27 protein-coding genes are annotated in these 26305 nt (G+C 71.0%); 14 read left to right on the top strand and 13 right to left on the bottom strand.

Features of this window, described 5'->3' with window-relative positions:
* Nucleotides 1–161 precede the first annotated feature (161 nt).
* The 3 genes from AB0M56_RS14190 (at nucleotide 162) to AB0M56_RS14180 (ending at nucleotide 3185) form a co-directional block, all read left to right on the top strand.
* Nucleotides 162–1721, top strand: coding sequence for a metallophosphoesterase family protein (locus AB0M56_RS14190; protein ID WP_364175101.1), 1560 nt, complete (start codon nucleotides 162–164; stop codon nucleotides 1719–1721).
* 247 nt (nucleotides 1722–1968) lie between these two features.
* Nucleotides 1969–2799, top strand: coding sequence for a hypothetical protein (locus tag AB0M56_RS14185; protein WP_364175098.1), 831 nt, complete (start codon nucleotides 1969–1971; stop codon nucleotides 2797–2799).
* Nucleotides 2766–3185: a cytochrome P450 gene (locus AB0M56_RS14180; protein WP_364175095.1), complete on the top strand. Its 420-nt coding sequence runs from the start codon at nucleotides 2766–2768 to the stop codon at nucleotides 3183–3185. Before AB0M56_RS14185 ends, AB0M56_RS14180 begins: the two co-directional genes overlap by 34 nt.
* 3 nt (nucleotides 3186–3188) lie before the next feature.
* Here AB0M56_RS14180 and AB0M56_RS14175 read toward each other — a convergent pair whose 3' ends face one another.
* On the bottom strand, nucleotides 3189–3581 hold the full coding sequence (locus tag AB0M56_RS14175) for a PPOX class F420-dependent oxidoreductase (protein ID WP_364175092.1): 393 nt from the start codon (nucleotides 3579–3581) through the stop codon (nucleotides 3189–3191).
* 10 nt (nucleotides 3582–3591) lie between these two features.
* Nucleotides 3592–4836 (bottom strand): MFS transporter, encoded by a 1245-nt coding sequence (locus AB0M56_RS14170; protein WP_364175089.1) that lies wholly within the window; start codon nucleotides 4834–4836, stop codon nucleotides 3592–3594.
* A gap of 192 nt (nucleotides 4837–5028) precedes the next feature.
* Here AB0M56_RS14170 and AB0M56_RS14165 point away from each other — a divergent pair, with 192 nt between their 5' ends.
* Together AB0M56_RS14165 and AB0M56_RS14160 are read left to right on the top strand one after the other, a co-directional pair.
* Complete coding sequence (locus tag AB0M56_RS14165) at nucleotides 5029–5964, top strand: LysR family transcriptional regulator (RefSeq protein ID WP_364175086.1); 936 nt, start codon at nucleotides 5029–5031, stop codon at nucleotides 5962–5964.
* Between the two features lie 1098 nt (nucleotides 5965–7062).
* Nucleotides 7063–8292 carry an MFS transporter gene (locus AB0M56_RS14160; RefSeq protein WP_364175083.1) on the top strand — a complete coding sequence of 410 codons (1230 nt, stop codon included), beginning with the start codon at nucleotides 7063–7065 and terminating at the stop codon, nucleotides 8290–8292.
* On the opposite strand, the gene AB0M56_RS14155 is transcribed toward AB0M56_RS14160, so the two are convergent.
* Both AB0M56_RS14155 and AB0M56_RS14150 read right to left on the bottom strand, forming a co-directional pair.
* The gene (locus tag AB0M56_RS14155) at nucleotides 8270–9364 is read right to left on the bottom strand and encodes a CaiB/BaiF CoA-transferase family protein (protein ID WP_364175080.1); all 1095 of its coding nucleotides are present in this window, start codon (nucleotides 9362–9364) and stop codon (nucleotides 8270–8272) included. The two genes, AB0M56_RS14160 and AB0M56_RS14155, sit on opposite strands and share 23 nt — an antisense overlap.
* Nucleotides 9365–9409: 45 nt before the next feature.
* Nucleotides 9410–9817 carry a MarR family winged helix-turn-helix transcriptional regulator gene (locus AB0M56_RS14150; protein WP_364175078.1) on the bottom strand — a complete coding sequence of 136 codons (408 nt, stop codon included), beginning with the start codon at nucleotides 9815–9817 and terminating at the stop codon, nucleotides 9410–9412.
* A 78-nt stretch (nucleotides 9818–9895) separates the two neighbouring features.
* On the opposite strand from AB0M56_RS14150, the gene AB0M56_RS14145 reads away from it, so the two are divergent.
* The 6 genes from AB0M56_RS14145 to AB0M56_RS14120 all read left to right on the top strand — a co-directional run bounded on the left by AB0M56_RS14145 (nucleotide 9896) and on the right by AB0M56_RS14120 (nucleotide 13169).
* On the top strand, nucleotides 9896–10501 hold the full coding sequence (locus tag AB0M56_RS14145) for a non-oxidative hydroxyarylic acid decarboxylases subunit B (RefSeq protein WP_364175075.1): 606 nt from the start codon (nucleotides 9896–9898) through the stop codon (nucleotides 10499–10501).
* On the top strand, nucleotides 10471–11892 hold the full coding sequence (locus AB0M56_RS14140) for a non-oxidative hydroxyarylic acid decarboxylases subunit C (RefSeq protein WP_364175073.1): 1422 nt from the start codon (nucleotides 10471–10473) through the stop codon (nucleotides 11890–11892). Before AB0M56_RS14145 ends, AB0M56_RS14140 begins: the two co-directional genes overlap by 31 nt.
* A gap of 23 nt (nucleotides 11893–11915) precedes the next feature.
* Complete coding sequence (locus tag AB0M56_RS14135) at nucleotides 11916–12173, top strand: non-oxidative hydroxyarylic acid decarboxylases subunit D (protein ID WP_364175070.1); 258 nt, start codon at nucleotides 11916–11918, stop codon at nucleotides 12171–12173.
* Between the two features lie 71 nt (nucleotides 12174–12244).
* On the top strand, nucleotides 12245–12511 hold the full coding sequence (locus tag AB0M56_RS14130; RefSeq protein ID WP_354875167.1) for a hypothetical protein: 267 nt from the start codon (nucleotides 12245–12247) through the stop codon (nucleotides 12509–12511).
* Nucleotides 12512–12560: 49 nt separating this feature from the next.
* Nucleotides 12561–12860 (top strand): putative quinol monooxygenase, encoded by a 300-nt coding sequence (locus AB0M56_RS14125; protein WP_364175067.1) that lies wholly within the window; start codon nucleotides 12561–12563, stop codon nucleotides 12858–12860.
* A gap of 114 nt (nucleotides 12861–12974) precedes the next feature.
* Nucleotides 12975–13169, top strand: a complete 195-nt coding sequence (locus tag AB0M56_RS14120) for an antitoxin (RefSeq protein ID WP_364175064.1) — start codon at nucleotides 12975–12977, stop codon at nucleotides 13167–13169.
* Between the two features lie 66 nt (nucleotides 13170–13235).
* Here AB0M56_RS14120 and AB0M56_RS14115 read toward each other — a convergent pair whose 3' ends face one another.
* The 5 genes from AB0M56_RS14115 to AB0M56_RS14095 form a co-directional block, all read right to left on the bottom strand.
* Nucleotides 13236–13850 carry an isochorismatase family protein gene (locus AB0M56_RS14115; protein WP_364175062.1) on the bottom strand — a complete coding sequence of 205 codons (615 nt, stop codon included), beginning with the start codon at nucleotides 13848–13850 and terminating at the stop codon, nucleotides 13236–13238.
* Complete coding sequence (locus AB0M56_RS14110) at nucleotides 13847–15724, bottom strand: hydantoinase B/oxoprolinase family protein (RefSeq protein WP_364175059.1); 1878 nt, start codon at nucleotides 15722–15724, stop codon at nucleotides 13847–13849. Before AB0M56_RS14110 ends, AB0M56_RS14115 begins: the two co-directional genes overlap by 4 nt.
* A gap of 3 nt (nucleotides 15725–15727) precedes the next feature.
* Nucleotides 15728–17125: a hydantoinase/oxoprolinase family protein gene (locus AB0M56_RS14105; RefSeq protein WP_364175711.1), complete on the bottom strand. Its 1398-nt coding sequence runs from the start codon at nucleotides 17123–17125 to the stop codon at nucleotides 15728–15730.
* On the bottom strand, nucleotides 17014–17742 hold the full coding sequence (locus AB0M56_RS14100) for a hydantoinase/oxoprolinase N-terminal domain-containing protein (protein WP_364175056.1): 729 nt from the start codon (nucleotides 17740–17742) through the stop codon (nucleotides 17014–17016). Before AB0M56_RS14100 ends, AB0M56_RS14105 begins: the two co-directional genes overlap by 112 nt.
* A 224-nt stretch (nucleotides 17743–17966) precedes the next feature.
* Nucleotides 17967–18632, bottom strand: coding sequence for a GntR family transcriptional regulator (locus AB0M56_RS14095; RefSeq protein WP_364175053.1), 666 nt, complete (start codon nucleotides 18630–18632; stop codon nucleotides 17967–17969).
* A 103-nt stretch (nucleotides 18633–18735) separates the two neighbouring features.
* On the opposite strand from AB0M56_RS14095, the gene AB0M56_RS14090 reads away from it, so the two are divergent.
* The gene (locus AB0M56_RS14090) at nucleotides 18736–19632 is read left to right on the top strand and encodes an oxaloacetate decarboxylase (RefSeq protein ID WP_364175051.1); all 897 of its coding nucleotides are present in this window, start codon (nucleotides 18736–18738) and stop codon (nucleotides 19630–19632) included.
* Between the two features lie 177 nt (nucleotides 19633–19809).
* Here the strand turns inward: AB0M56_RS14090 and AB0M56_RS14085 are convergent, their stop codons facing one another.
* From AB0M56_RS14085 to AB0M56_RS14070, 4 genes are read right to left on the bottom strand one after another with little or no spacing between them, the layout of a single operon-like run.
* On the bottom strand, nucleotides 19810–20484 hold the full coding sequence (locus AB0M56_RS14085; protein ID WP_360592895.1) for a GntR family transcriptional regulator: 675 nt from the start codon (nucleotides 20482–20484) through the stop codon (nucleotides 19810–19812).
* Nucleotides 20481–21377, bottom strand: a complete 897-nt coding sequence (locus AB0M56_RS14080) for an ornithine cyclodeaminase family protein (protein WP_364175048.1) — start codon at nucleotides 21375–21377, stop codon at nucleotides 20481–20483. Before AB0M56_RS14080 ends, AB0M56_RS14085 begins: the two co-directional genes overlap by 4 nt.
* A complete protein-coding gene (locus AB0M56_RS14075; RefSeq protein ID WP_364175045.1) occupies nucleotides 21374–22375 on the bottom strand; it encodes a proline racemase family protein in 1002 nt (333 codons plus the stop codon). Before AB0M56_RS14075 ends, AB0M56_RS14080 begins: the two co-directional genes overlap by 4 nt.
* A gap of 3 nt (nucleotides 22376–22378) precedes the next feature.
* Nucleotides 22379–23287, bottom strand: a complete 909-nt coding sequence (locus tag AB0M56_RS14070) for a dihydrodipicolinate synthase family protein (RefSeq protein WP_364175042.1) — start codon at nucleotides 23285–23287, stop codon at nucleotides 22379–22381.
* Nucleotides 23288–23424: 137 nt separating this feature from the next.
* Here AB0M56_RS14070 and AB0M56_RS14065 point away from each other — a divergent pair, with 137 nt between their 5' ends.
* Both AB0M56_RS14065 and AB0M56_RS14060 read left to right on the top strand, forming a co-directional pair.
* Complete coding sequence (locus AB0M56_RS14065) at nucleotides 23425–24831, top strand: MFS transporter (RefSeq protein ID WP_364175040.1); 1407 nt, start codon at nucleotides 23425–23427, stop codon at nucleotides 24829–24831.
* A 28-nt stretch (nucleotides 24832–24859) separates the two neighbouring features.
* A complete protein-coding gene (locus AB0M56_RS14060) occupies nucleotides 24860–26086 on the top strand; it encodes an amidohydrolase family protein (protein ID WP_364175038.1) in 1227 nt (408 codons plus the stop codon).
* The last annotated feature ends 219 nt before the right edge of the window (nucleotides 26087–26305 follow it).

Genomic DNA, 26305 nt, shown 5'->3' with positions numbered 1-26305 from the left:
CGCCTATGCCCGAAAAGTTCCGGTGCGCGGGTGTCCTGATTGGACCGTCCGGCCCAAAGCGGACACCCGCGCTCGGAGACACTTCACGCGGCTGACAGGTCTCGTTCATCACCGCGTCGGCCTGCGCGCCTAGGTTCTCCTGGCCGAAGCCGAGGAGGGTCATGTCCGAGACCAGCAAACACACCGTAAGCCGCCGGGGGGCTCTGGGCCTGCTGGGCGCGGGCGCCGCAGTGCCCCTGCTGGGCACCGGAGTGGCCGCCGCCGCGCCGCAGAGCGCCGCGTTCGTGCCGCAGGTCGGCTCCGGCACCACACCGGTGCAGGGCCTGCACCTCACCTTCGGCCGTGACCCCGCGCGCCAGATGGTGGTCTCGTGGATCACCGAAGCCTCCGTGCGCAAGCCGCGCGTGCTGTACGGGACGCTCGACGGCGGCTTCGGCGCGGTGGCGCAGGCCGACACGCGCACGTACGTCGACGGCACGTCCGGCCGCACCGTGTGGGTGCACCACGCGATGCTCGACCGGCTGCGTCCCGGCACCGAGTACATCTACGCCGCGCAGCACGACGGCGCGACGCCCGACGCGGCCACCTTCCGCACCGCCCCGAGCGGCCGCTCGGCCTTCACGTTCACCAGCTTCGGCGACCAGTCGGCGCCGCAGGTCACCTGGAACGCCGCGGGCGCCGTGGGCCTCGACGCGAACTCCACGCCGGCGACCAAGGACATCGTCACCGGCATCGAGACGGTCGCGCCGCTGTTCCACCTGCTCAACGGCGACCTCTGCTACGCGAACCTCGACGTCGACCGCGTGCGCACGTGGAACAACTTCTTCACCAACAACACCCGCTCCGCGCGCTACCGGCCGTGGATGCCCGCCGCGGGCAACCACGAGATCGAGAAGCTCAACGGCGAGATCGGCCTCGGCGCATACCAGGCCTACTTCCAGCTGCCCTCCACCGAGACCGACCGCGAGCTGGCCGGCCTGTGGTACGGCTTCACCGTCGGCTCGGTGCGCGTGATCGTGCTGCAGAACGACGACAACGCCCTGCAGGACGGCGGCGACGTCTACATCAACGGCTACTCCGGCGGCCGCCAGCTCGCGTGGCTGAAGAAGGAGCTGGCCGCGGCCCGCGCGTCGAACGACATCGACTGGATCGTCGTCGCGATGCACCAGGTCATGATCAGCACGTCGGACGCCAACGGTGCCGACCTCGGCCTGCGCGAGAAGTACGGGCCGCTGTTCGACCAGTACGGCGTGGACCTGGTGCTGTGCGGGCACGAGCACGACTACGAGCGTTCGCTGGCCGTGCACGGGGTCGTCTCCGGCAGCGAGACGCTCACGCCGAACCCGGTCTCGACGGCGACCGACAACATCGACGCCTCGCACGGCACCGTGCACATGATCCTCGGCGGCGGCGGGGTCTCCGGCACGACCAACGGCAGCTTCTTCAAGGACGGCACGGGCAAGGTCATCACCGCCGTCTCCGCCAAAGCAGACCCGGGCACGGGCAAGCGCGTGTCGACCTACGTCGAGGAGCAGGCCGTGTGGAGCGCGGTCCGCGACGAGGAGCACCCCTACGGCTTCGCGTCCTTCACCGTGGACCCGGGCCGCCACCGCGGCGACACGACGACCATGCACGTGACCTACTACAACGTGAACAAGCCGCACGGCGAGCTTTCGGTGTTCGAGAAGTTCTCGCTGCACCGCCGCCGCTCCGACGGCTGAGCGGAATCTCCGAGGGCGGGGCGCCATCCGGGTGGGCCGGGATGGCGCCCTTTTCCGCGTTCGGGGACTGTTCGGGGCGCGCGTTCGGCGCTCGTCAACCCCTCTTGACGGCCTTCACCCCGAATGATCATCGGACCCCTTTCGGGGGGACGGTTCGGGTCGGTCGCGCGCTACGGTTCCCAGCACCGGTGCCCGGCGAGGACAACCGTCCTCTGTGGACACACCGGCCAGCGAGGAGCACCCGCCGATGGACCACACCGCGACCCCCTTCGTGCTCGACCCCGCCGCGCGCGACGTGCACGGCGAAGGCGCGCGGCTGCGCGAACGGGGGCCGCTGACGCCGGTCGAGCTGCCGGGTGGTGTGCCGGCGTGGGTGGTCACGAGCCCCGCGGCGTTGAAGCAGCTGCTCACCGACCCGCCGTGTCGAAGGGATCCGCGACGGCACTGGCCCGCCTACCGCGCCGGCGAGATCCCCGAAGACTGGCCGCTGCACATCTGGGTTTCCGTGCAGAACATGTTCACCGCCTACGGCAGCGAGCACCGCCGGCTGCGTTCGCTGGTGTCGCAGGCGTTCACTCCCCGGCGCATCGAGGGCATGCGGCCGCGGGTCGAGGAGCTCACCGCGGACCTGCTCGACGGTCTCGCCGCCGGGCCCGCGCACACCGACCTGCGCGAGAACTACTGCTACTCGCTGCCGATCGAGGTGATCTGCCGGCTCGTGGGCGTGCCGGAGGAGTCACGGCCGGGGTTGCGCGAGGGCGTGGCGGGACTGTTCGCGACGTCGGCCACGGCGGAGGAGGCGACCGCCAACGTCGCGCGGCTGTACGAACTGCTGGGCGGCCTCGCCGAGACCCGCCGCGCCGAGCCCGGCGACGACCTGGCCACCGTGCTCATCGCCGCGCGCGACGACGACGGCTCCGCCCTGACGGACGCGGAACTGCTCGATTCGCTGATGCTGGTGATCACGGCCGGGCACGAAACCACGGTCAATCTCCTCGACCAATCCGTGGCCGCGCTGCTCACGCACCCCGCGCAGCTGCCCTCGTGCTCGACGGCGACCGCGGCTGGTCCGACGTGATCGACAAAAGCCTGCGCTGGCAGTCGCCCGTCTCCCACCTGCCCCTGCGCTACGCCCTGGCCGACATCGACGTCGCCGGCACCACGATCCACGCCGGGGACCCGATCCTGGCCTCGTTCGGCCCGTCCGGGCGCGACGAGGCGTGCCACGGGCCCGACGCCGGGGTTTTCGACGTGACGCGGGCGAACAAGTCGTCACTGGCCTTCGGCCACGGCGCGCACTACTGCCTGGGCGCGCCGCTGGCCCGGATGGAGGCCGAGATCGCGCTGCCCGCGCTGTTCGCCCGGTTCCCGCAGCTGGCACTGGCCGTTCCCGCCGAGGACTTGCGCCCGCTGGCGTCGTTCATCACCAACGGGCACGAGTCTTTGCCGGTGCGGCTGTTGTGAGCTTCAGCCCATCGACCCGATGTGCTCGGCCTCGATGCGCAGCATCAGCCGCACCTGGTCGCGCCCGCCGTACCACGCGTAGGGCTGCCCGGTGTAGCGGAGGGCGAGCTTGTCGATGTGCTCGGCGGCGCCCTCGGTGGTCGCCTCCAGCACGCGCCCGCGGACGGTGAAGTAGCGGAACGGATGCGTCGCGTCCGCGATGTTCAGCGCCACTCGCGGGTCGCGCTCGATGTTGCGCACCTTGCGGAAACCCTCGACCGTGTTGACGAGGATGTGCTTGCCGTCGGTGTCCACCCACGTCTGCGTCAGCTGCGGCGAGCCGTCGGGCATGGTCGTGGCGATGAAGCAGAGGCTCGGCTGTTCCAGCAGAGCGAGAAGACCGTCGGGGAGATCCATGGGTCTCACGCTAGCCACCGGATGCGGGGGTAATCGAGTCAGGTTCCGGGCTGGATTCCCGGGTTCCGGGGACCAGGAGCAACGGGACACTGAGGACACAAAGGACACCCGCGGCGGCGATCGCGACCCGGACGTCCGTGGCGCTCGCGAGGAGGCCCGCGGCGACGATGAACAGCGGCCGGACCAGGCGGCTGCCGGCGGACCAGCCGGCGAGGACTCGCGCCATCATGTCCTCGCGCGTCAACGTCATGCGGTGGGCGCTGAACAGCGGGTTGAACACCCCGGCGGCGAGCAGCAGCAGGGTGTCGATCGCCAGGAACGCGAGCACGCCCCCGAGGCCGGGCCCCACGAACGGAATGGCCAGCACCCATGGCGTGCGGGCGATTCCGGCCCAGATCAGCACCCGGCGCGTGCCGAAGCGCGCCGCCAGGCGGGGTGCGAGACGGGCGCCCAGGACGCCGCCGAGGCAGGGCAGGCCGATGACCAGGCCGTACTGCCACGGGCGGAAACCCAGGTCGTCGAGCATGAACACGGTCTCCAGCGGCGAGATGGCGAGCACGGCGGAGCCGAAGAGCAGCGCGTTGGCGAACAGCAGCGCGAGTTCGCGCCTGTGCAGCAGGTAGCGCCAGCCTTCGAGCAGGTCACGGCCGACGTGCGCCGGCGTGGTGCGCGCGGGTGGCGGTGGCTCCGGGCTGCGGAGCGAGCGCACGCCGAGGGCGGACGCGAGGTAGGAGACGGCGTCGACCAGCATCGTCACGGCCGGGCCGGTCAGCGAGACCAGCACTCCGCCGACGGGTGGCCCGGCGGAGTTCACCGTCCAGCTCGCGGCTTCGAAGCGGCTGGCGGCTTCGGCACGCTGGCGCGCGGTGACCAGTGCCCGAAGGTGCGCTCCGCTGGCGGCGGTGAAGGCGACGAGCGCGACCGTCTGCACGGCACCGACCACGTACAGCTGAGCCAGCGACACCACGCCCAGCCCGATCGCCACCGGCACGCTCGCGAGGGCGACGAACCGCACGACGTCGGCGGTGATCATCACCGGCCGTTTGCGCCGGAACTCCACGAACCCGCCGATCGGCAGGGAGATCAGCGCGCCGGCGAGGCCGGGGATCGCGGCGAGCAGGGACACCTCGGCGGCGGACGCGTGCAGGATCAGCACCGCCACGAGGGGGATCGCGCCGTAGCCGATGGCCGAGCCCGTCTCGCTCGCGGTGAACGCCCACCACAGCCTCCGGAAATCCGCCCCCAGCCCCCGCATCCGGATGACGATAACGGGGCAGGGCCGCCGAAATGACCATCGGGGCAGCCGCAGCGGTACTTTCGGACCCGTCTCTCACGCCGCCCGGCACTTCCATCGCGGCTGGTGGAACGACATCCCGCACGACCAGGCCGGAAAGGTGACATTCGCAGCGACATCCGCCACCTCGGCCCTGGGCGGATAATCGGACGGGTGGACGACGGACGCGCCGGCAAGGTCACTTTCGCGGACCTGGAGCTGCTCCTGAGCTTCGCCGACACCGAGCACTTCGGGCAGACCGCCGCGGAGCTCGGCGTGAGCGTGGCGACGGTCCAGCGCGGAATCCGCGCGCTGGAGCGGAAGCTGGAGATCCGACTCGTGGAGCAGGACGGCCGCCGCGTGCGGATGCTGCCGGCGGGGCACGTGCTGGTGCGCGAGGCGCACGCCGTGCTGCGCGCGCGATCCGACGCGGTCGGCGCGGCGCTCGCCGACGCCGGCGAGCCGCAACGGCTCCTGCGGATCGCGCACACGTACTCGCTGGGGCTGGGGTTCGTGCCCTGCGTGCTGGCCGACCTGCTCGCCGAACGGCCGGAGCTGCGCCTGCGCTGCACGCAAAGCCCGGCCACCGGCGTCGTCGAGACGCTGCTGCGCGGCGACGCCGACGCCGCCTTCTCGTCGGTGGCGCCGACCGAGTCGGACCTCGTGGTGGAGCCGCTGTTCACCGAGTCGCTGCTGCTGGCCGTCCCCGTCGGCGACGACCTCGCCGGGCGCGAACGCGTGTCGCTGCGAGCGGTCAGCGAGCGGCCGTTCGTCGCCATGGAACCGGGGTCGAGCAGCCGCACGCACATGGTCAACGCGTGCGCGCGGGCCGGCTTCGTCCCGCGGATCACGGTGGAGGGCAACGACCTGTTCGTCGTCGAGTCCATGGTCGGCGCGGGGATCGGGGTGTCGGTGGTGCCGGAGGGCATGAACGATCACCAGCACCCCCGCATCACCCGCATCCCGATCGACGACCCGTCGTTCTCGGGCCGCACGATCTTCCTGGCATGGCACCGCAGCTCCACCGTCGCCGACAGCGTGCAAACCCTCGCGCGCATCGCCCGCGCCCACGGCAAACGCATGTCCCGACCGTTGCGCCGCGCGCAATGATCTCGCCGCGCGATGGAGTTGTTCACCACCACCCGGCTCCCTACGCTTCGTGATCATGGCCGCCACCTTCGTTCACCCGAGGACTCCCGAGTCCTCCGCGTGGGTGTGCGCGACCCCTTCCGCGGCAACCCTGCGCAGCCTGGGCGGGCTGCCGGGTCCGACGGCGCCGGCTGTGCGGTCCGGCCGCAGGGCGGACCTCCGGGGCAGCTTGCCGACCCGCCCGGGCACGCCGAACAACTCGCCATCGGCCGCCGCGCACGAAAGCAGCGGCAACAGCCAGGGCGCGCCGGCAGCTCGGAAGGTGGGCCCGCGCCGCCGGGAAATCGGCCACCCGCATGCGGCCGCGACGCCAGAGCGAATGGCGCACCCCGGCCGCAGACTGGGCGGGCCGCGTTCCGACGGCGGGCTCCGCAAGGGAGTTCGCGACGTCCTCGTTCTCGGTCTCGGGGCAGCACGGTGGCGGGGCGCCGCCGTGGGGGGCCTGGGCGCGGTGCCCGAGCCCGGGGTGCTGCTCGTGGCGGACCCGGCCGGCCGAGGGGGCCGACCGGTGACCGCGGGCAGCACCAGGGGCGTGTGCCGTGGCCGTTCCACTGTCTCCACCTCCCGCTCCGGGATTCCCGGATGCGGAATCTCCCTGGGGAGATTCCGGCTCCGGAACCTGCCGCTGCGAAACCGTGCCCGGCGAGAACTCCGGCTCCGAGCCCTCCCACGCCGAAACCGCGCCTCGCGACACCTCCCGCTCCGAGCCCTCCCCATCCGAGCCTCCGACCCTGCCGCCTCGAGACTTCCCCTCTCCCCGCTCGTGCCCCTTCCGACGATCGAGCAAAAGGAGCCTGTCCCGTGACGAACTCTGTTTCCCTCGCCCGCAAGGCCGACTGGTGAACCCGCCGGCCGTCCAGACCGCCGAGCTCGCCGCCCTGGCGTGCGCGCTCGGTGCCGAGACCGCGCCGTCCGCCGAGGTGGTCTCCGGCGCCGATTGGTGACCCCACCGCGCCCGATCAGGTACCGCCCCGCCACCACCCTCGGCGGGGCGGTACCGCTGTAACCGAAGCGGCACCACCCGCGGCCGCTTCGCACTGATGTCCGAAAGGGACTGGCGTGACGCTGCCCGCCCGGCCCGGCTGCCTCCCCTGGACGCGCCACCACCGGAAAGTGGCCGGCACTCTCGCGCTGTGCTTCGCCTTCGAGCTGGCCGACATCAACTCCTTCGCCTACGTCGCCCCGGCCGTCCACCACACGTTGCACCTCGGGCTGCGCGAGATCTCCGTCGTGACGGCGGCGGGGTTCCTCGGCATGTTCGCCGGCGCCACGGCCGGCGGCCGGGTGGCCGAACGAACCGGACGCAAGCGCGCGCTGCGCGGCTCCGTGCTGTGGTTCTCCGTCTGCTCCCTGGCCACCGCGGGCGCCTTCGACACGATCAGCCTGCTGGCCACCCGCTTCCTCACCGGCTGCGGGCTCGGCGCGATGACCGTCGTCGCGGTCACCTACCTGGCGGAGCTCATCCCCGCGAACCAGCGCGGCCGAGTCCAGGCCGGCACGCTCGCCGTCGGACTGCTCGGCATTCCGGCCATGGCGTTCTTCGGGAGAGCCGTGATCGGGTTGGGTCCGCAGAGCTGGCGGCTCGTTTTCGTCTTCGGCGCGCTCGGCGTCTTCCCGTTGGTGATCAGCGGATGGCTACCGGAATCACCGGCCTGGCGGCGCACTCCCGACGCAGGGACACCACTCCAGCTCTTCCGCGGCAGCTTCGCCCGCCGCACCACCATGCCGGCGACCGTCTGGATCTTCCTCACCATCAGCTACTACGGGTTCGCCTCGTTCGCGCCGACCCTGTTGCAGGAGCACGGTTTCACCCTCACCCACAGCGTCGGCTACACCGCGCTGACCACCCTCGGCGCGGTCCCCGGCGCGCTGCTGGCCTGGCCCGTCGCCGACCGCTTCGGCCTGCGCGGCCCCGTCACGGTGTTCAGCCTGCTCTTCGCCTGCGCGGGTGTCGCGTATGGACTGACGTTCACCCCCGCCGCGATCGTGATCTTCGGCTTCCTAGTGGCCGCGCTGAACCAGACGCTCGTCGCGCTCCTCTACTCCCACACGCCGCGGCTGTTCCCCGCGGAGATCCGCGCCACGGCCACCGGCCTCTGCTACGGCGCCGGGCACCTCGCCAACGCGTTCGGTCCGCTGCTGGTCGGCCAGATCTCCCTGTCGCTGGGCTACCCGGCGGTGTTCGTTTTCGTCGGCGCGTGCGGCGCGGTGGTCGCGGTGGCCGTGCTGACGCTCGCCCCACGTCGCAGTGAGGAACCGGTGCCCGTCACGCGCACCAGTCGGCGATGACCGCTTCCGTGTCGGCGCCCGGCTTCGGCGGCGCAGACGGCAGATCCGGTGCCGTCCGCGAAAACCGCGGCGCGGGAGCGGGCTGCAGCACCCCGTCGAGCTCGACCAGGCCGGCGCGCGCCGCGATGTGCGGGTGCGCCGCGACCTCGTCCGGCTCCAGCACCGGGGTGACACACGCGTCGACGCCACCGAACACCTCGGCCCACTCGTCGCGCGTGCGCGAAAGGAACGCCTTGGTGAACTCGGCCCGCAGCGTCGGCCAGCTCGTTTTCTCCATCTGCGGCGGCAAATCCGCTGACTCCAGGCCGAGCCCGGCGAGCAGCGCCGCGTAGAACTGCGGCTCCAGCGCGCCGACGGCGACGTAGCGGCCGTCCGCGCACACGTAGGTGTCGTAGAAGGGCGCGCCGCCGTCGAGCAAGTTCACGCCGCGCTCGTCGGACCACACGCCGAGGCCGCGCAACGACCACACCATCAGCGCGAGCACGCCCGTGCCGTCGACCATCGCGGCGTCCACGACCTGGCCCAGGCCCGTGCGCTCCCGTTCCCACAGCGCGGAAAGCACGCCGACGAGCAGGAACATCGACCCGCCGCCGAAGTCGCCCACGAGGTTGAGCGGCGGCACCGGCCGCTCGCCCGCGCGGCCGATCGCGTTGAGCACGCCGACGAGCCCGATGTAGTTGATGTCGTGCCCGGCGCGCTGCGCCAGCGGGCCCTCCTGGCCCCAGCCGGTCATCCGGCCGTAGACCAGCCGCGGGTTGAGCGCGTGGCAGTCGGCCGGGCCGACGCCGAGGCGTTCGGTCACGCCGGGACGCAGGCCCTCCACGAGCACGTCGGCCTTCGCGGCCAGCCGCAGCACGAGGTCGCGGCCTTCGGGCGTCTTCAGGTCGGCCGCCACGGAACGCCGGCCGCGCAGCAGCGGGTCCGCCTTGCCGCCGGTGAGGTCGAGCGAGCCCGAGGGACGCTCCACGCGCACGACGTCGGCCCCCAGGTCGGCGAGCACCATGCACGCGTGCGGGCCCGGGCCGATCCCGGCCAGCTCCACGACCTTCAGTCCGCTCAGCGGTCCCGCCACGTGCCCTCCTCAGCTCCGATGCCGATCGCCCGACCCTACCGGGCCTCAGAGCGCCAATTTGGTGAGCAGCGCCACGAGCTGGCGCCGTTCGTCGTCGTCGAGCGGCGCGAGCATCGACTCGTTCACCCGATCGACGACGGGCGTCGCCGTGGCGAGCAGCTCCTCCCCCGCCTGCGTGAGCCGCAGCTCGCGGCGGCGCCGGTCGGTGCCCACCGTGCGGGTGATCAACCCGCGTTCTTCCAGGCGCAGCAGCAGGTTCGCGAGCGTCGCCTTGTCCGTCGCGGCCCGCTGCCCCGCCGCGCCCTGATCGAGCCCCGGCGTCTCCGAGATCGCCACCAGCACGGCGTACTGCGGCTTCGTGAGCCCCGGCAGCGTCGCCTGCCAACGGGCGCCGTGCTCCTGCATCGCGCGCCGCAGCGCGTGGAAGACCGACTCGTCCATCCGGCTCGTCATGATCGCCATGTTAGTATGAATGCGAACGGTTCGTATACGAACTTGTTCGGTGAACGACACGCAGGAGGAGGTGCCGCCGTGCGGCTGATCGTCGGCATGACGGGCGCGACCGGTGCCCCGTTCGGCATCCGGCTGCTCGAGGTGCTGCGCGCGATGCCGGACGTGGAGACGCACCTGGTGCTGAGCCGCTGGGCCCGCACCACCATCCACCTGGAGACCTCGCTGTCCGCGCGCGAAGTCGGCGAACTGGCCGACGTCGTGCACTCGCCCGAGGACCAGGCGGCCGCGATCTCGTCGGGCTCGTTCCGCACCGACGGCATGATCGTGGTGCCGTGCAGCATGAAAACCCTCGCCGGCATCCGCACCGGCTACGCCGACGGCCTGCTGGGCCGCGCCGCCGACGTGGTGCTCAAGGAGCGGCGCAAGCTCGTGCTGGTGCCGCGCGAGACACCGCTTTCGGAGATCCACCTGGAGAACATGCTCGCGCTCACCCGCATGGGCGCGGTCATGGTGCCGCCGATGCCCGCCTTCTACAACCACCCGCAGTCGCTCGACGACGTGCTCGACCACGTCGTCGCGCGCGTGCTCGACCAGTTCGGCCTGTCCGCGCCCGCGGCCCGCCGCTGGACCGGGCTGAACCCGCAGGAGGACCCATGCCCCACGACGACCTCAGGTCGTTCCTGACCACGCTCGACAAAGAAGGCCAGCTGGTCCGGGTGACCGAGCAGGTCTCCCCCGAGCCCGACCTCGCGGCGGCCGCGAACGCCGCGCCGAAGCTCGGCGACGCCGCCCCCGCGTTGTATTTCGACAACCTCGAAGGTTTCACCGACGCCCGCGTCGCCCTCAACGTCCACGGTTCCTGGGCCAACCACGCGCTCGCGCTGGGGCTGCCCGCCGCCACGGGCGTGAAGGACCAGGTCGCGGAGTTCATCCGCCGCTGGGAGACCTTCCCGGTGCCCGTGGAGCGCCGCGAAGACCCGCCGTGGGCGGAAAACGTGCTCGAAGGCGACGACGTCGATCTGTTCTCCGTGCTGCCCCTGTTCCGCCTCAACGACGGCGACGGCGGCTTCTACCTGGACAAGGCCGCCGTCGTCTCGCGCGATCCCGAGGACCCCGGCAACGACGGCAAGCAGAATGTCGGCATCTACCGCCTGCAGGTGAAAGGCCGCGCCGAGCTGGGCATCCAGCCCGTGCCGATGCACGACATCGCGTTGCAGCTGGCCAAGGCCGAGCGCGCGGGCGAGGATCTGCCGGTGGCGATCGCGCTGGGCAACGACCCGGTGATCCCCATCGTCGCCGCCACTCCCCTGGCCTACGACCAGAACGAGTACGAGCTGGCCGGCGCCCTGCGTGGTGCCCCCGCCCCCGTCACGGCCGCGCCGCTGACCGGCCTCGACGTGCCGTGGGGCGCGGAAGTGGTACTGGAGGGCGTGATCGTCGGCCGGCGCCGCGAGCTGGAGGGCCCGTTCGGCGAGTTCACCGGCCACTACTCCGGCGGGCGCAGCATGCCCGTGATCCGCATCGACCGGATCTCCTACCGCACGCACCCCGTGTTCGAGTCTCTCTACCTCGGCATGCCGTGGACCGAGATCGACTTCCTCATGGCCGCCAACACCTGCGTGCCGGTCCACCAGCAGCTCACGGCGGAGTTCCCCGAGGTGCAGGCGGTGAACGCCATGTACACCCACGGCCTGCTGGCGATCATCTCCGCGAAGTCGCGCTACGGCGGCTTCGCGAAAACCGTCGGCATGCGCGCCATGACCACCCCGCACGGCCTCGGGTACCTGAAGACGGTGATCGTGGTCGACGAGGACGTGGACCCGTTCGACCTGCCCCGCGTGATGTGGGCGGTGTCCACGAAGGTCAACCCGGCCGGCGACGTGATGGTGCTGCCGAACCTGCCCGTGGTGGCCCTCGATCCGGCGGCAGACCCCGCGGGCATCACCCACAAGATGATCATCGACGCGACCACTCCCGTCGCCCCGGACGAGCGCGGCCACTTCAGCCAGCCGGTGAAGGACCTGCCGGAAACCGCCGCGTGGGTGGACAAACTGCGCAAGCTGGCCGCACGATGACCGCCCTGGAAGGAGCCCCGACCGTGACCTGCCCCCGTTGTGACCACCCCGACATCGCGAAGCTCGCCGACTCCCCCGTTGCCGGCGTGTGGACCGTCCACCAGTGCGCGCGCTGCCGCTACACCTGGCGCAGCACGGAACCGGCCCGCCGCACCCAGCGTGCGCACTACCCCGAAGCGTTCCGCCTGACCGCGCAGGACATCGCCTCCGCCACTGACGTGCCCACGGTGCCGCCGTTACTGATCCGGCCAAAAGCAGGCCGACCCCCACGCGGCACGTAACCGCTTCTACGAAGCCATTCGGCCGTGACTGTGGTCGGATTGGCAACGATCGGCACAGTAGAGTTTCGGCCATGAGCGACACACTGATGTGGGAAGTCCGCGCCGCACCGGGGCGCCAGCAGGACTTGCTGTCGTGGGTCGAGGCCACCGCCGTGCCGGAACTCACGGCCACGGAGCACTTCGCCGGTGCCGACGTCTACCTGGGCGGCCAGGACCGCGTCGTGGTCATCGCGCGCTGGAACGCCGTTCCCCCGCGCCTGCCCGACCCGCCGGAGGAGCTGCTCGCGCGTCCGGTGGCGCAATGGCCCTTCCAACACCACAGCACCGTCACACCCTGAACCCAGTAAGTTGGGGAAGCCGGGAACACCCTCGTCTTGGAGGTCAGGAATGACAGTCGCGCAGATCGCCTACATCCGTCCCAAAGCGGGCAAAGAGGCGGAGGTGGAGCAGCTGCTGCGAGGGCTCGTCGACGCGGCTCGGCAGGAAGAGGGCACCCTGCTCTACCTGCTGAACAAGCGTGAGGGCGAGTTCGTCTTCTACGAGATGTTCGCCGACCTCGACGCGTTGAAGGTCCACAGTGGCAACGACGCGCTGCGCGGCCTGGTCGCGCGGGCCGACGAGCTGCTCGAGGGCGGGATCACCGTCGACAAGGTGTCCTACATCGACGGAGCCGGCCGCTTCAACTGAAAAACCTCGCGTTCCCACCTCACCCGATGAGGGGACAATGAGGCTGACCCGGTGAACTGCTGGGTACTCCTCGAAACGTCCACCGGAATTCGGCACGACGGAAGGGAGCGAGAGATGGCCGGCATGTTCGACAAGGCCAAGGAGAAGCTGCAGGAGTTCGCGGGCCAGCACCCGGACAAGGTCGACCAGGGCGTCGACAAGGCCGCCGACGTCGCCGACGAAAAGACCGGCGGCAAGCACGGCGATCAGATCCACCAGGGTGCCGACAAGCTGAAGGAACGCTTCGGCGGCGACGAGCAGCAGAAGTAGTCGCGGCCGCACCAAAGAGGGGTCTCCCCGCCGGTATCCCGAGCCGGCCGGGGAGGCCCCTCGTGGTTAGTTCCTGAGGTTTTCCAACGCTTCGTCGAGGTCCACGACGTCGGCGTACTTCGCGTCGAGGTCCACCAGGTTGTTGCCGTGCACGGCTTCCGTGCGGTCCGCGCAGGCCTGCCGCACGATTTGGGGCCGGAACCCGTGGTTCAGCGCGTCCATTGCGGACGCTCGCACGCACCCGGACGTCGAGACCCCGGTGACGACCAGAGTGTCCACACCGGACGCGTGCAAAGTGGACGCCAGCGAAGTGCCGAAGAACGCCGACGCGTACTGCTTGGTCACCACGACTTCCCCCGGCTCGGGCTTCAGCGGGCCGATCTCACCCCAGCCACCTTCGGCGCCTTCCTCGAACGCTTTGAGCGCCGGGACTTTCTGCACGAACAACCCGCCGTCGGCGAGGCCGCGCGTGTAGACCACCGACGTCCACACGACCGGGTGTCCGGCCGTGCGCGCGGCTTCGAGCAACGCGCGGGTCGCCTCGATCGCGGGCCCCGGGCTGGGCAGCTCGAACGGCCCGCCGGCCTCGGTGTACGCGCGCACGAGGTCGATCACGAGCAGCGCGGGCCGCGCTCCCCAGCCGAGCCGGCCGGAGAACGCGGACCCGTGCGGCCCGCTCACGACGCCGACCAGACCGGACGCTGCGGCGCCGGCAGGCCGGTCTCCGCCTCGCAGTTGGCCAGCAGCTCCTCGATCGGCGGACCCATGTCGAACACGGGCAGCTCCGCCGGCCGCGACGCGCGCAGCTGATCGCGCAACGTGTTCGTCGCGTCGGTGTCGACAGTGCCGTCCGCCGCCACGACCACGCCGTAGCCGCGGGCGCCGTCCGGCGTCACGAGACCGCGTTCGACCTCCAGGCCCACCAGCGCGGGGTCGCGCTCCAGCGGGTCGCCCCAGCCGCCGCCACCCCACGTGACGAAGTGAAGCACGTCGCCGGTGTGCACCGGGACGTCGTGGCACTTGCTGGGCAGCACTTCCCTGGTGCCATCCGCGCGGTCGATCCACTTGGTCCCGCGGGCGCCGGGCGCGCCGCCGTTGACGCCCCACGGGTAGGTGAGCCAGCGGTCGTCGTGGATCGCGATCGTGCCCGGCTCTTCGAAGACGTAGGTCACGTCCACGCCGTTGCCGCCGCGGTGCAGGCCCGCGCCACCGGTGTCGGCGACGGTCTCCCAGCGTTCGATGCGCAGCGGGTAGTAGGACTCCAGGTACTCACACGGGATGTTGACGAAGCTCGGCCACAGCGAGTGCCCGTCGGGCCCGTCGCCCAGCGGCCGGCCGGGGATGCCGCCGAAACCGATCGAGTACAGTTGGAACCACTCGCCCTTGCGCTCGCCGCTCGAGTAGTTACCGGAGTACATGAAGTGCGGGCTGGACGAGAAGCCGGCCGCGTTGAGCAGGGCCGGGTTCGTCTGGCCGAGCAGGCCGCCGAAGAGGTCGAACACGCGGCCGATGCCGTGGTTGCGGCCGTTGAGCGAAGCCGGGTGCTTCGGCTTCCAGTAGGATCCGTCCGGAATGGTCACGTCGACCAGCGGGTAGAACCCGTCGTTCCACAGGATCTGCGGGTCGGCCACGGTGATCATGTAGATCCCGAAGAACATCCGGGTGAGGTTCTCGTTGATGTAGTAGTTGATCGGCCCCGCGGCCTGCGGCGAGCTGCCCGTGAAGTCCAGGTGCACCTTCTCGCCGGTGCGGGTGAGCGAAAGTTTCAGTTCGTAGGGGCCGAAACCCACGCCGTCGTCGCAGATGTAGTCGGTGAAGCTGATCGTCTTGCCGTCTTCGAACACCGTCTGCAGCAGGATCTTCATCGCGTCGTAGTTGCGCTGCAGCAGAGCGTCCAAAGCGGACAGGTAGGTCGCCGTGCCGAACCGGTCGCACATCTCCACCACGCGGCGCGAAGCCGTGCGGCAGGCGGCGACGAGCCCGTTGAGGTCGGCGCGGTTCCAGTCCGGCATGCGGACCTGGTTGAGGATGATGCGCAGGGCGTCCTCGTTCAGCTTTCCCTTGCTGTAGAGCTTGAACGGCGGGACGACCACGCCCTCTTCGTAGATCGTGCGCGCGTCGGTGGGCATCGAGGACGGCGTCTTGCCGCCGACGTCGGACATGTGCCCGAACATTGACGCCCAGCCGACGAGCCGGCCCTCGTGGTAGATCGGCATCACGATCAGCCAGTCGTTGGCGTGGCTGATCGCCGCGCCGCACGCGTACGGGTCCGACGTCATGAGCACGTCGCCTTCTTCGATGGTGTCGTCGAAGAAGGCGAGGAAGTCCGGGATGGACAGTCCGAACTGGCCGACCACCATCTTGCCGCTCGGGTCGCCGATGAGCGGGAACTCGTCGTGCTGCTCGCGGATGCCGGGTGACAGCGCGGTGCGGAAGAGCACCTCGTCCATCTCGTACCGGGCGTTGCGCAGTCCGTTCTCGATGAGGTCGAGGGTGACCGGGTCCACTTCGGACCTGGTGATCGCGCCGGTGGCGGTCTCGATGATCTCAGCCAAGGTTCAGCCCTCCAGCGGGGTGATCAGCAGGCTGCCCGACGCGTGCACGGTGGCGGCGTGCTCGGGCAGCACGAGGGTCGTGGAGTCCATTTCGGTCACGATCGCGGGCCCGGCGACGACGTCACCGGCCAGGAGCTTCGCGCGGTCATAGACCTTCGCGTCGAGCTGTTTGCCCGACACGTGGATCGGGTGCGTGTCCACCAGCGCGGCGGCCGGGTCGCCGGTGCCCTCGGCCAGCGTCACGGCCGCCACCGACGGGCGCGGGCCGGTGACGGTGGCGCGGGCGTTGACCAGCTCGTGGTCCACGTTGAGCAGGAAGGAGAACAACCGGTCGTGCTCGGCGTCGAAGTGCTTGGCCAGCAGTTCGAGCGCGGTGTCGGGGGTGTCCAGCGACGCCGGGTCGACCTCGACCGGGATCTCGAAGCCCTGGCCGTGGTAGCGCACGTCGACCTGGAAACCGAGCGTCTGATCGGCGCGGTCGAGCCCCTGCTCCACGAGCCGGCCACCGGCCTCGTCACCCAGTTCGCGCAGGATCTGCACGAGCTCGGCGCCGGTGAGGTCGGCGAAGCGGCGCAGCACGGTGCGGGCCGACACATCCCGCAGGCTCGTGGTCGCGTCGCCCAGCGCGCACAGCACGCCGGGGGACGGCGGCACGATCACAGGCCACGCGCCGGTCAGCTTGCCGAGGGCGTTGGCGTGCAAGGGACCCGCGCCGCCGAACGCGACGAGCGCGAAGTCGCGCGGGTCGAAGCCCTGCTGCACCGAGACGAGCCGCAGGCCACCGAGCATGTTCTCGTTGACGATGTCGATGATCCCGGCCGCCGCGGCCTCGACGCTCGGCAGGCCCATCGCGTCGGCCACCTTCGCGACGGCGGTGCGGGCGGCTTCGACGTCGAGCGTGATCTCGCCGCCGGCCAGCTGTGCGGGCAGGTAACCGAGGACGACGTTGGCGTCGGTCACCGTCGGCTCCGTGCCGCCCTTGCCGTACGCGGCGGGGCCGGGGTCGGCACCCGCGGACTGCGGGCCGACGCGCAGCGCCCTCGTCAGTTCCGGTACGTGGGCGATGGAACCGCCGCCGGCGCCGACCGTGCGAACGTCCACACTGGACGCCCGTACGGTGAGGTCACCGACCTGCGTCTCGCGGCCGATGCGCGGGTTGAGGTCCTGCACGAGCGCGACGTCGGTGGACGTGCCGCCCATGTCGAACGTGATGAGGTCGCGGTGGCCGCACTGCTCGGCCACCCACACCGCGCCCGTCACGCCGCCGGCGGGGCCGGACAGCAGCATCGTCACCGGGGCGGCGACTGCGGCATCGGCCCCCGAGAGGCCACCGTCGCTGCGCAGGATGGCCAGCTCACCGGCCACGCCGCTGCCGGCGAGCTCACTCGCGAGCGTCTCCACGTACTTCTTGACCTGCGGCTGTACGTAGCCGTTGGCGACGGTGGTGACCGTGCGCTCGTACTCGCGCAGCTCGGGCAGCACGTCCGACGACAGCGACACCGGCACGCCGGGCAGCACGTCTGCGGCGATCCGGGCCGGCGCTCGTGCGCGGAGTCAGCGAAGGAGTTGATCAGCGACACGGCGAGCGCCTGGATGCCGCGGCCGCGCAGCTTCTCCAGCTGGGCCCGGACGTCGGCATCGTCGAGCTCGCGGATCACCGCGCCGTCGCTGGCGATGCGCTCGTCGACCTCGACGGTGTTCTCCAGCGCCGCCAACGGTTCCGGCTTCGGCCAGATGATCCAGCCGGCGAGCCCGCCCGGGACGTAGGAGCGCGCGATCTGCAGCACCTGGCGGAACCCGCGCGTGGTCACGAGCCCCACGCGGGCACCCTTGCCTTCGAGGATGGCGTTGGTGGCCACGGTCGTGCCGTGCAGCACCTGCGCGACTTCGCTCAGCGCGATGCCGGCGTCGGCGCACACCTTCGCGATGCCGTTGCGGACGCCGACCGACTGGTCGGCGGGGGTGGACGGGGTCTTCGCCCGCCAGGTGCCGCCGGTCGTCTCCTCGACCAGCAGCACGTCGGTGAACGTGCCACCGACATCGACACCCAGCCGGTAAGTCTGTGCTGTTGGCCTCGGCTCCGCCGGGGCGTGCGAGATCGCTTTTGAGCCGGAGTCTCGATCACGCGGTCGGATCGGCCGGGGGCCGATCGCACCGCCTGATCGAGACGCCGGCGCGATCTCGCGCTGTGGTTGCTGTTGGCGGGACGAGCCGGCCGTGATGGTGTGGCTGAGGAGATGAGTCACGGGTTCTCCTGATCTTCAGCTGCGCGGATCATGACCGCGCGCGCGTTGCGGATGTGGGCGGTCATCACGGCCCGCGCCCACTCGGGGTCGCCGGCGCGCAGGGCGGCGACGATCTCGACGTGGTGCGCGAGGCTGCGCCGCAGGGACTGTTCGTCGTAGGTGTGGAAGTTGCGCAGCACGACCGGCGCGTGAACGGCGGTCGCGAGCGCTCCCGCGAGCGCCGGGTGCCCGGCGAGCTCCACGAGCCGGGCGTGGAACTCGCGGTTGAGGGGCACCAGCGCGTCGAGGTCCTGCCCGGGTCCAGGGTGACCGACCTCGACCATGTGCGCGGCGAGCTCGTCGAGCGCCGTGAGGTCCGCGTCGCTCGCGTTCGGGGCGGCGAGTGCGGTGAGCTGGGGTTCCAGCTGCGTGCGCAGGTCGAAGATCCCTTCCAGCTCTTCGACGCTCCACTGACTCACGCGGGCCCCCCGGTTGGGAACCAGCTCCACGAGTCCTTCGGCCGCGAGGCGGGTCAGCGCCTCGCGGACCGGGGTCCGGCTCACGCCGAGCCGGACGGCCAGCTCGACCTCGCCGAGCCGGGCGCCCGCCGGGAACTCGCCCTTCAGGATCAGCTCGCGCAATGCGTCTACCGCGCGTCCCGATGAAGTCGCCGCCTGTGTCACCCGTCACCCCGTCTCTCAGATTGTGTGCAATCTAGGCCGACGCCTTGTCGTCCGCAAGGCATGGGGAGTATTTTCGCAGTGGATGTATACAAGGAGGAATTCCGTGGGAAATCTGCTCGGTACCGCCGGAACCCCGCGCAAGCGCCTGCGCGAGCTGCTGACCGCGGGCCCGCCGCTGGTCGCGCCCGGGGCGTACGACGCGCTTTCGGCCCGGCTGGTGGAGCAGGCCGGGTTCGACGTCGTGTACATGACGGGCTTCGGCACCACCGCGTCGCTCATCGGGCGCCCGGACGTGGGCCTGCTCTCCGCCGCGGAGATGATCGACAACGCGACGCGCATCGTCTCGGCGGTCGACGTGCCCGTGATCGCGGACGCCGACACCGGCTACGGCAACGCGATCAACGTGGTGCGCACCGTCCGGGCGTACGAACAGGCCGGCGTCGCGGCGATCCACCTCGAAGACCAGGTGATGCCGAAGAAGTGCGGCCACATGTCGGGCAAGGCCGTGATCTCGCGCGAGGAGATGGTCGGCAAGATCGCCGCGGCCGCCGCCGCCCGGCGCGACCCGGACTTCGTCCTCATCGCCCGCACGGACGCCGCCGCCGTCCACGGTCTCGACGACGCCGTCGGCCGCGCCAAGGCCTACGCCGACGCGGGCGCCGACGTGCTGTTCGTGGAGGCGCCGACCAGCGAGGAGAGCATCGAGCGCGTGGCCACGGAGCTGCGCGGCGTCGCACCCCTGGTGTTCAACTGGGCCGAAGGCGGCCGGACGCCGCCGCTGCCGCTGTCGCGCATCGCGGACCTCGGCTTTTCCCTGGTGCTGTACCCGATCGGCACTTTGCTCGCCGCGACGGCCGGCATCCGCTCCCTGCTCGACGTCATCCGCCGCGACGGCACCCCCACGGCCGCCTTGCCGGGCGTGCCGACGTTCGACGAGTTCACGACGCTGATCGGGCTGCCTGAGGTGAACGAGCTGGAGCAGCGGTTTTCCGGAGAGTGATCAGGGTTTCCGTGCGGTGAACAGGCTTGCCGGGGTCGAACGTGTCCAGGTGGGTACCGGTCACCTCGAGCCCGGCGACCCGGGCCCGGTTTTCGCGGTCGACGGGCGCGAAACCCGTGAGCCACACGGCTACCCGAACTGCGGCGCCGCCATCACCTGGCGGTACTGAGCCCGGCGCTACTCGGCCCAGATCCCCCGCACATGACGGATGTGGCTTCGCATCAAGGCTTCCGCGCCGTCCGCGTCGCGGGCTTCGATGAGGTCCAGGAGTTCCGCGTGTTCGTGGGAGGAGGGGACGAGCTCGTCGCGGTCGGCGAGGCCGCGAAGGCCGTAGATTCGGGAGCGGGAGCGCAGGGAGCGGACGGTCTCGACGAGGTGCGGGTTACCCGCCTGTTCGAGCAGGCGCAGGTGGAACTGCATGTCCGTGGCGACGTGGGCGATGAGGTCGTGCGCGGCGGCCGCGTGTTCGATGCCGGTGGCCAGCGGGCGCAGCTCGGCGATCACGGCGGGATCGACGCCGGTCTCGGCGAGGCGGCGGACGGTGGGCACCTCGATGAGGGCACGCAGCTCGCTGAGGTCGTCGAGGTCCTTTTCGGACGGTTCGGTGACGCGGAAACCCTTGTTGCGCACCGTGTCGATCAAGCCCTCTTTGACGAGGTCGAGCATCGCCTCGCGCACGGGCGTCGCGGAGACGCCGAACTGCGTGGCGAGGCTGGGCGCCGAGTACACCACGCCGGGGCGCAGCTCGCCGGAGATGACGGCGGCGCGAAGGGTCTGCGTGATCTGGTCGCGCAGGTTCCGCTGGACGCCGAAGGTGGGCAGCGTCAGCGTGAGGTGCTCCTGGCTGGTCAACGTGACTCTCCCCGGGCGGCCTCGTAGGTGGTGGCGGCGACCACCAGATCCTCCCACGCCATTCCCACGCTCTTGAACAGCCGGGGCCCCGACCAGGGCAGCGCCGCCCCGCGGACCACATCGGACAGCGGCACCAGCGCGTCCGGCGCCAATGCGCCCTCCTGCACCGCCAGGACGACGTCGCCGGCCTCGCGCAGGGCGGTGTCCACCGCTTCGACGACCACCGTGGCGCGGCCCACCAACGAGGAGTCGACCTCACGCACGTGCGGTTCGTGCGAACCGACCGCCACCACCGTCGCCCCGTCTCGAACCAGGGCGCCGTCGAACAACGGCGTCGGCGAAGTGGTGCAGCACGCCACCAGGTCCGCCGAAGCCACGTCCGCCGCGGTGCCGACCCGGGCGCCCCAGGCCGACGCGAAAGCCTCGGTCCGCGAAGCGGAACGACCCACCACCACGACGTCGCGCACCGGCCGGACCTCCCGCAGCGCCTCGAGGTGGCTCGCCGCCTGCGGTCCGGTCCCGAACACCACCAGCCGCGACGCGTCCGGCGCCGCCAGGCAGTCCACGGCCAGCGCCGACACCGCCGCCGTCCGCACCGACGTCACCGCGACCCCGTCGAGCAAGGCCAGCGGGGTCAACGTCGCCCCGTCCAGCAGCAGGTACTCGCCCTGGATCCGCGGCAGGTCACGGGCGGGATTTCCGGGCGCGACCGTCGCCACCTTCACCCCGGCGAACGCACCCCAGAACGCCGGCATCAGCAGGAACTGCCCGCTCGGCACCGGAACGACGGCCCGCGCCGGGTCCGCCGAAGGGTCGAGACCGTCGGCCAACGCGGCACGCAACGCCGCGATCGCCGCGGACATCGACGGCCGCGCGGCCAGCACCTCGATCACAGTTCGAACCCTGCCGGGAACGGGTCGTCGGGGTCGAGGAAATACTGCGCCGTGCCGGTCAGCCACGCGCGACCGGTGATGGTCGGGACGACGGCGCCCACCGTGCCCACCATCTTCTCCTCCACCAGCCGGCCGATGAAGTGCGTGCCGATGAACGACTCGTTGCGGAAGTCGGTGTGCAGCGCCAGCTCGCCGCGCGCGTGCAGCTGCGCCATCCGCGCGCTCGTGCCGGTGCCGCACGGTGACCGGTCGAACCAGCCCGGGTGGATGGCCATGGCGTGGCGCGAAACCCGCGCGTCGGAACCCGGCGCGGCCAGGTACACGTGGTGGCACCCGGAAATCTCGGGGTTCTCCGGGTGCACGGGCAGATCCTGGGAGTTGATCGCGTCCATGATGGACAGTCCCGCGTCGAGCAGCTTCTGCTTTTCCGCGCGATCGAAGGGAAGCCCGAGCTCCTCGAGCTCGACGATCGCGTAGAAGTTGCCGCCGAAGGCCAGGTCGTAGCGCACCTGACCGAGCCCCGGCACGGCCACCTTGCGGTCGAGACCCACCGAGAACGACGGCACGTTGCGGATCGTCACCGACCGCGCCGCGCCGTCGCGCACCGCCACCTCGGCGATGACGAGCCCGGCCGGGGTGTCGAGCCGGATCGTGGTGACCGGCTCGACGACCTCGACCATGCCCGTCTCGACCAGCACCGTCGCGACGCCGATGGTGCCGTGCCCGCACATCGGCAGGCAGCCCGACACCTCGATGAACAGCACGCCCCAATCGGCGTCCGGACGCGTCGGCGGCTGCAGGATCGCGCCGCTCATCGCCGAATGCCCGCGCGGCTCGTTCATCAGCAGCTGCCGGATGTGGTCGAGGTGCTCGACGAAGTACTGCCGTCGCTCGAACATCGTGGCACCCGGCACGACGCCGACTCCACCCGTGATCACGCGGGTCGGCATCCCCTCGGTGTGGGAGTCGACCGCGTGGAACAGCCGCTTGGCGCGCATGGTCTAGGAAAGCCCTTCCTCGAGCGCTCGTTCGGTGGCCTGGCGGACGGCCTTCTCCTGCTCGGGCGTGAGCGGCACCCGCGGCGGGCGGCACGGCCCGCCGTAGCGGCCCGCGATGTCCATGCTCAGCTTGATCGCCTGCACGAACTCCGTGAGCGAATCCCAGCGCAGCAACGGGTGCAGCAGCCGGTAGAGCGGCACGGCCTTCTCCAGGTCGCCGGCCGACGCCGCGGCCCACAGCTCGCTGGTGGCCTTCGGGAACGCGTTGGGGTAACCCGCGACCCACCCGGGCGCACCGGCGATCGCCAGCTCCAGCAGCACGTCGTCGGCGCCGCACAGCACGTCGAGCTCCGGTGCCAGCTCGGCGATCCGGTACGGCCGCCGCACGTCGCCCGAGAACTCCTTCACGCCCACGATCAGGCCCTCGGCGTGCAGCTCGGCCAGCAGCTCCGGCACGAGGTCGACCTTGGTGTCGAAGGGGTTGTTGTACGCGACGATCGGCACGCCCGCCTTCGCGACCTCGCGGTAGTGCTCGACCACCGCGCGCTCGTCGGCCCGGTAGGAGTTGGGCGGCAGCAGCATCACCGCGGGGCAGCCCGCCTCCGCCGCGCTCTCGGCCCAGCGCCGCGCTTCCGTCGCGCCGTACGCCGCGACACCCGGCATCACCGTGAAACCCTCGGGCGCCGCTTCGACCGCCGTGTGGACCACGCGCGTGCGCTCTTCGACGCTCAGCGTCTGGTACTCCCCCAGCGAACCGTTGGGCGTGACCCCGTCACAACCGCTCTCGGCCAGCCACGCGACGTGCTCGGCGTACGCGTCGAAATCGACCGTCAGCGCACCCGGTTCGGTCTCCCGCAAGGGGAGTGCCGCCGCCACCAGCACGCCGTGCCACGGCTTTTCGCGCCCCGTCATCAAGCCCTCCACGAAGTCGATGTTACTCAGCGCCGTGAGCCGGAGCTGAGCCCGAAAACCGGTCGGAAATTCATCGTGCCATGTGTCATGTGACATTGTACAGTGTCCTGACCTCGTCCCCCATCGTGGGAGGATCCATGTCAGAGACGACCGGCGCGCCCCCGAAGCTCACGTCGCACGTGCTGGCGGCCCGGCTCGAACGCCTGCCGATCTCCCGGTTCCACTACAAGCTGCTCTTCGCGGGCGGCCTCGGCTACACCTTCGACGCGATGGACGGCGCGATCGTCGCCTTCATCCTCCCCTCCGTCACCGCCGAATGGGGCCTGTCCAGCGGAGCCACCGGCATCCTGGGCAGCAGCCTGTTGATCGGGTTCCTCTTCGGCGCGTTCGGCGCCGGGGTGCTCGGCGACAAGATCGGCCGGCGCGCGGTCATGGTCAGCGCGCTCATCCTCTACGCGGCCGCGAGCCTCGTCGCGGCCGTCGCGCCGAACTTCGCGGTGCTGTTCGTCGCGCGCGTCGTGGCGGGCATGGGCACCGGCGCGGAGAGCGCGATCATCGCGCCCTACCTCTCGGAGTTCGTGCCCTCGCGCGTGCGCGGGCGCTACATCGGTTCCCTGGCCGGGTTCTTCGCGTTCGGCTATGTGTTCGCGAGCCTGCTCGGCTACTTCGTGGTCAGCGACGTACCCCACGGCTGGCGCTGGGTCCAGGTGCTCACGGCGGTGCCGATCGTGATGCTGCTGTGGTGGCGCCGCTCGCTGCCGGAGTCACCACGGTTCCTGCACGTCCACGGCCGCGTCGCCGAGGCCGAGCTCGTGGTCGCCGACATCGAGCGACAGGTGAGCGCCCGCGTCGGCCCGCTGCCGGCGCCGCAACCATCCACACAGGACGAAGAAGTGCAGGTGTCCTCGGGCACGATCCTGTCGAACCTGCGCGCGCTGGTCTCGACCGGGCTGCGCAAGACCACGATCACGTCGTGGGTCTACTGGTTCGTCGCCATCTTCACCTACTACGGCTTCTTCACCTGGATCCCGTCGCTGCTGGTGAAGCAGGGCTTCGACATCTCGAAGAGCTTCCTGTTCTCCATCGTCATCTACCTCGCGCAGATCCCCGGCTACTACTCGGCCGCGTTCGTGAGCGAGCGCATCGAGCGCAAGTGGACGATCGTGATCTACCTGGCGGGCGGTGCGCTCGGCGCACTGGGGCTGGCCTTCGCGGGCAACAGCACCCAGATCCTGATCTGGGGCATCGTGCTGTCGTTCTTCATGAACGGCAACGCGGCGCTCGAGTACTCCTACACGTCCGAGATCTACCCGACGATGATCCGCACCACCGGCCTCGGCGTCGCGTCGGCGGTCGGGCGGATCGGCGGCATCATCGCGCCGATCGTGATCGGCTTCTCCTACAGCAACGTCGGGTTCGGCGGCGTGTTCACCATGCTGCTGATCCTGCTCGTGATCGGCGCGGGGGTGGTGGCCGTGTTCGGCCAGCGCACCACCGGCCGCTCGCTCGAAACGATCGGGCAGGAGACGATCGGACGTGGCTGAACCCCGCGAAACCTCTGGAGGTGCCCGCATGTCCGCCGACCTCAGCGTCCGGCATGTCAGTGTCGTCGATCCCGAGTCCGAGCAGGTGACCGGCGAGCAGGTCGTCCGGATCACCGGCGGCCGGATCACGGCCGTCGAAGCCGATCCCGGCAGTCCGGTCGGGGCCGGCGAGCTGGACGGCACGGGGCTGTTCGCCGTGCCGGGGCTCATCGACTGCCACGTGCACGTCAACGCCGTGAGCGCGGCGCTCGGCACGGTGGCCGACGAGTCGCCCGCGTACGTGGCCGCGCAGGCATCGCACCTGCTGAAGGACATGCTGGCGCGCGGCTTCACGAGCGTCCGCGACGTCGGGGGCGCGGACTTCGGGATCGCCGCCGCCGTGGCCGAAGGCCTGTTCACCGGTCCGCGGATCTTCTTCGGCGGCAAGGCCCTTTCCCAGACCGGCGGGCACGGCGACCTGCGCCCGGCCGGGCGCGACGTGCACGACCAGCACTACGCGATCCCGGTGCTCGGCCGGGTGTGCGACGGCGTCGACGAGGTGCGCCGCGCCGCGCGCGACGAGATCCGCCGCGGCGCGTACCACCTGAAAATCATGCTGTCCGGCGGCTGCGCGAGCCCGACCGACCGCGTGGACTCCCTGCAGTTCTCCGACGAGGAGGTGACCGCGATCGTCGAGGAGGCGGCCGCGGCGAACCTCTACACGGCGGGCCACGCCTACACTGCCGACGCCGTGAACCGCGGGCTGCGCCTCGGCGTCCGCACGATCGAACACGGGAACCTCCTCGACGCGACGTCGATCGACCTGTTCCTTGCGCACGACGCGTTCTACGTGCCCACGCTGATCACCTACCAGGCCTTGCTGGAACAGAGCCGGGAGCTCGGTTTCACGGCGGAGCAGTACGAAAAGGTCGTGCGGGTGACGGAAAACGGCTACCAGGCGTTGCAGCTCGCCGACTCCGCCGGTGTCCGCATCGCCTACGGCAGCGACCTGCTGGGCGCGATGCAGGCACGGCAGTCGGAGGAGTTCTCGTTGCGCGCCAAGGTGCAGAAGCCGGCCGCGGTGCTGCGCTCGGCCACCACGGTCGCGGCCGAACTGCTGCGCCAGGTCGGCACGGTCGGCACGCTCGCGCCCGGCGCCAGGGGTGACGTCCTGCTCGCGCGGGCGAACCCGTTGGAGGACCTCGACGTGCTGGCGAATCCGTCGGCCGGGCTCGCGGCCGTCGTGCAGGACGGGGTGGTGCGCGTCCGGCGCTGACCGACGGTGCTCCGGTCTGGTCCGGACCGGGCCGGAACACCGGCACCGCGCCGGGCCAGAAGCAGTCCCGCATCGTCGTGCTCCCGGCCGGGAGCAGGTCCGGCCGAGCGCGCGGTGGAATTCCGGGCCAGAGGGGGCCTGACAGGTCCCCTCTGGACGCCGGACCGGGCCTCGCGCGTCGTTAGCCTCGGTCGTGGATCGCAGCCACACCAGGAGGAA

It is taken from the genome of Amycolatopsis sp. NPDC051372 (assembly GCF_040682095.1).
Classification (GTDB): Bacteria; Actinomycetota; Actinomycetes; order Mycobacteriales; family Pseudonocardiaceae; genus Amycolatopsis.
This window is presented reverse-complemented; position numbering and strand designations above follow the sequence as displayed.

Excerpts from the sequence above, each read along its gene's own strand:
- AB0M56_RS14065 (WP_364175040.1), top strand. The coding sequence starts at position 23,425 with ATGTCAGAGACGACCGGCGCGCCCCCGAAGCTCACGTCGCACGTGCTG.
- AB0M56_RS14130 (WP_354875167.1), top strand. The coding sequence starts at position 12,245 with ATGAGCGACACACTGATGTGGGAAGTCCGCGCCGCACCGGGGCGCCAG.
- AB0M56_RS14125 (WP_364175067.1), top strand. The coding sequence starts at position 12,561 with ATGACAGTCGCGCAGATCGCCTACATCCGTCCCAAAGCGGGCAAAGAG.
- AB0M56_RS14075 (WP_364175045.1), bottom strand. The coding sequence starts at position 22,375 with ATGCGCGCCAAGCGGCTGTTCCACGCGGTCGACTCCCACACCGAGGGG.
- AB0M56_RS14185 (WP_364175098.1), top strand. The coding sequence starts at position 1,969 with ATGGACCACACCGCGACCCCCTTCGTGCTCGACCCCGCCGCGCGCGAC.
- AB0M56_RS14070 (WP_364175042.1), bottom strand. The coding sequence starts at position 23,287 with ATGACGGGGCGCGAAAAGCCGTGGCACGGCGTGCTGGTGGCGGCGGCA.
- AB0M56_RS14060 (WP_364175038.1), top strand. The coding sequence starts at position 24,860 with ATGTCCGCCGACCTCAGCGTCCGGCATGTCAGTGTCGTCGATCCCGAG.
- AB0M56_RS14170 (WP_364175089.1), bottom strand. The coding sequence starts at position 4,836 with ATGCGGGGGCTGGGGGCGGATTTCCGGAGGCTGTGGTGGGCGTTCACC.
- AB0M56_RS14190 (WP_364175101.1), top strand. The coding sequence starts at position 162 with ATGTCCGAGACCAGCAAACACACCGTAAGCCGCCGGGGGGCTCTGGGC.
- AB0M56_RS14140 (WP_364175073.1), top strand. The coding sequence starts at position 10,471 with ATGCCCCACGACGACCTCAGGTCGTTCCTGACCACGCTCGACAAAGAA.
- AB0M56_RS14150 (WP_364175078.1), bottom strand. The coding sequence starts at position 9,817 with ATGACGAGCCGGATGGACGAGTCGGTCTTCCACGCGCTGCGGCGCGCG.
- AB0M56_RS14120 (WP_364175064.1), top strand. The coding sequence starts at position 12,975 with ATGGCCGGCATGTTCGACAAGGCCAAGGAGAAGCTGCAGGAGTTCGCG.
- AB0M56_RS14175 (WP_364175092.1), bottom strand. The coding sequence starts at position 3,581 with ATGGATCTCCCCGACGGTCTTCTCGCTCTGCTGGAACAGCCGAGCCTC.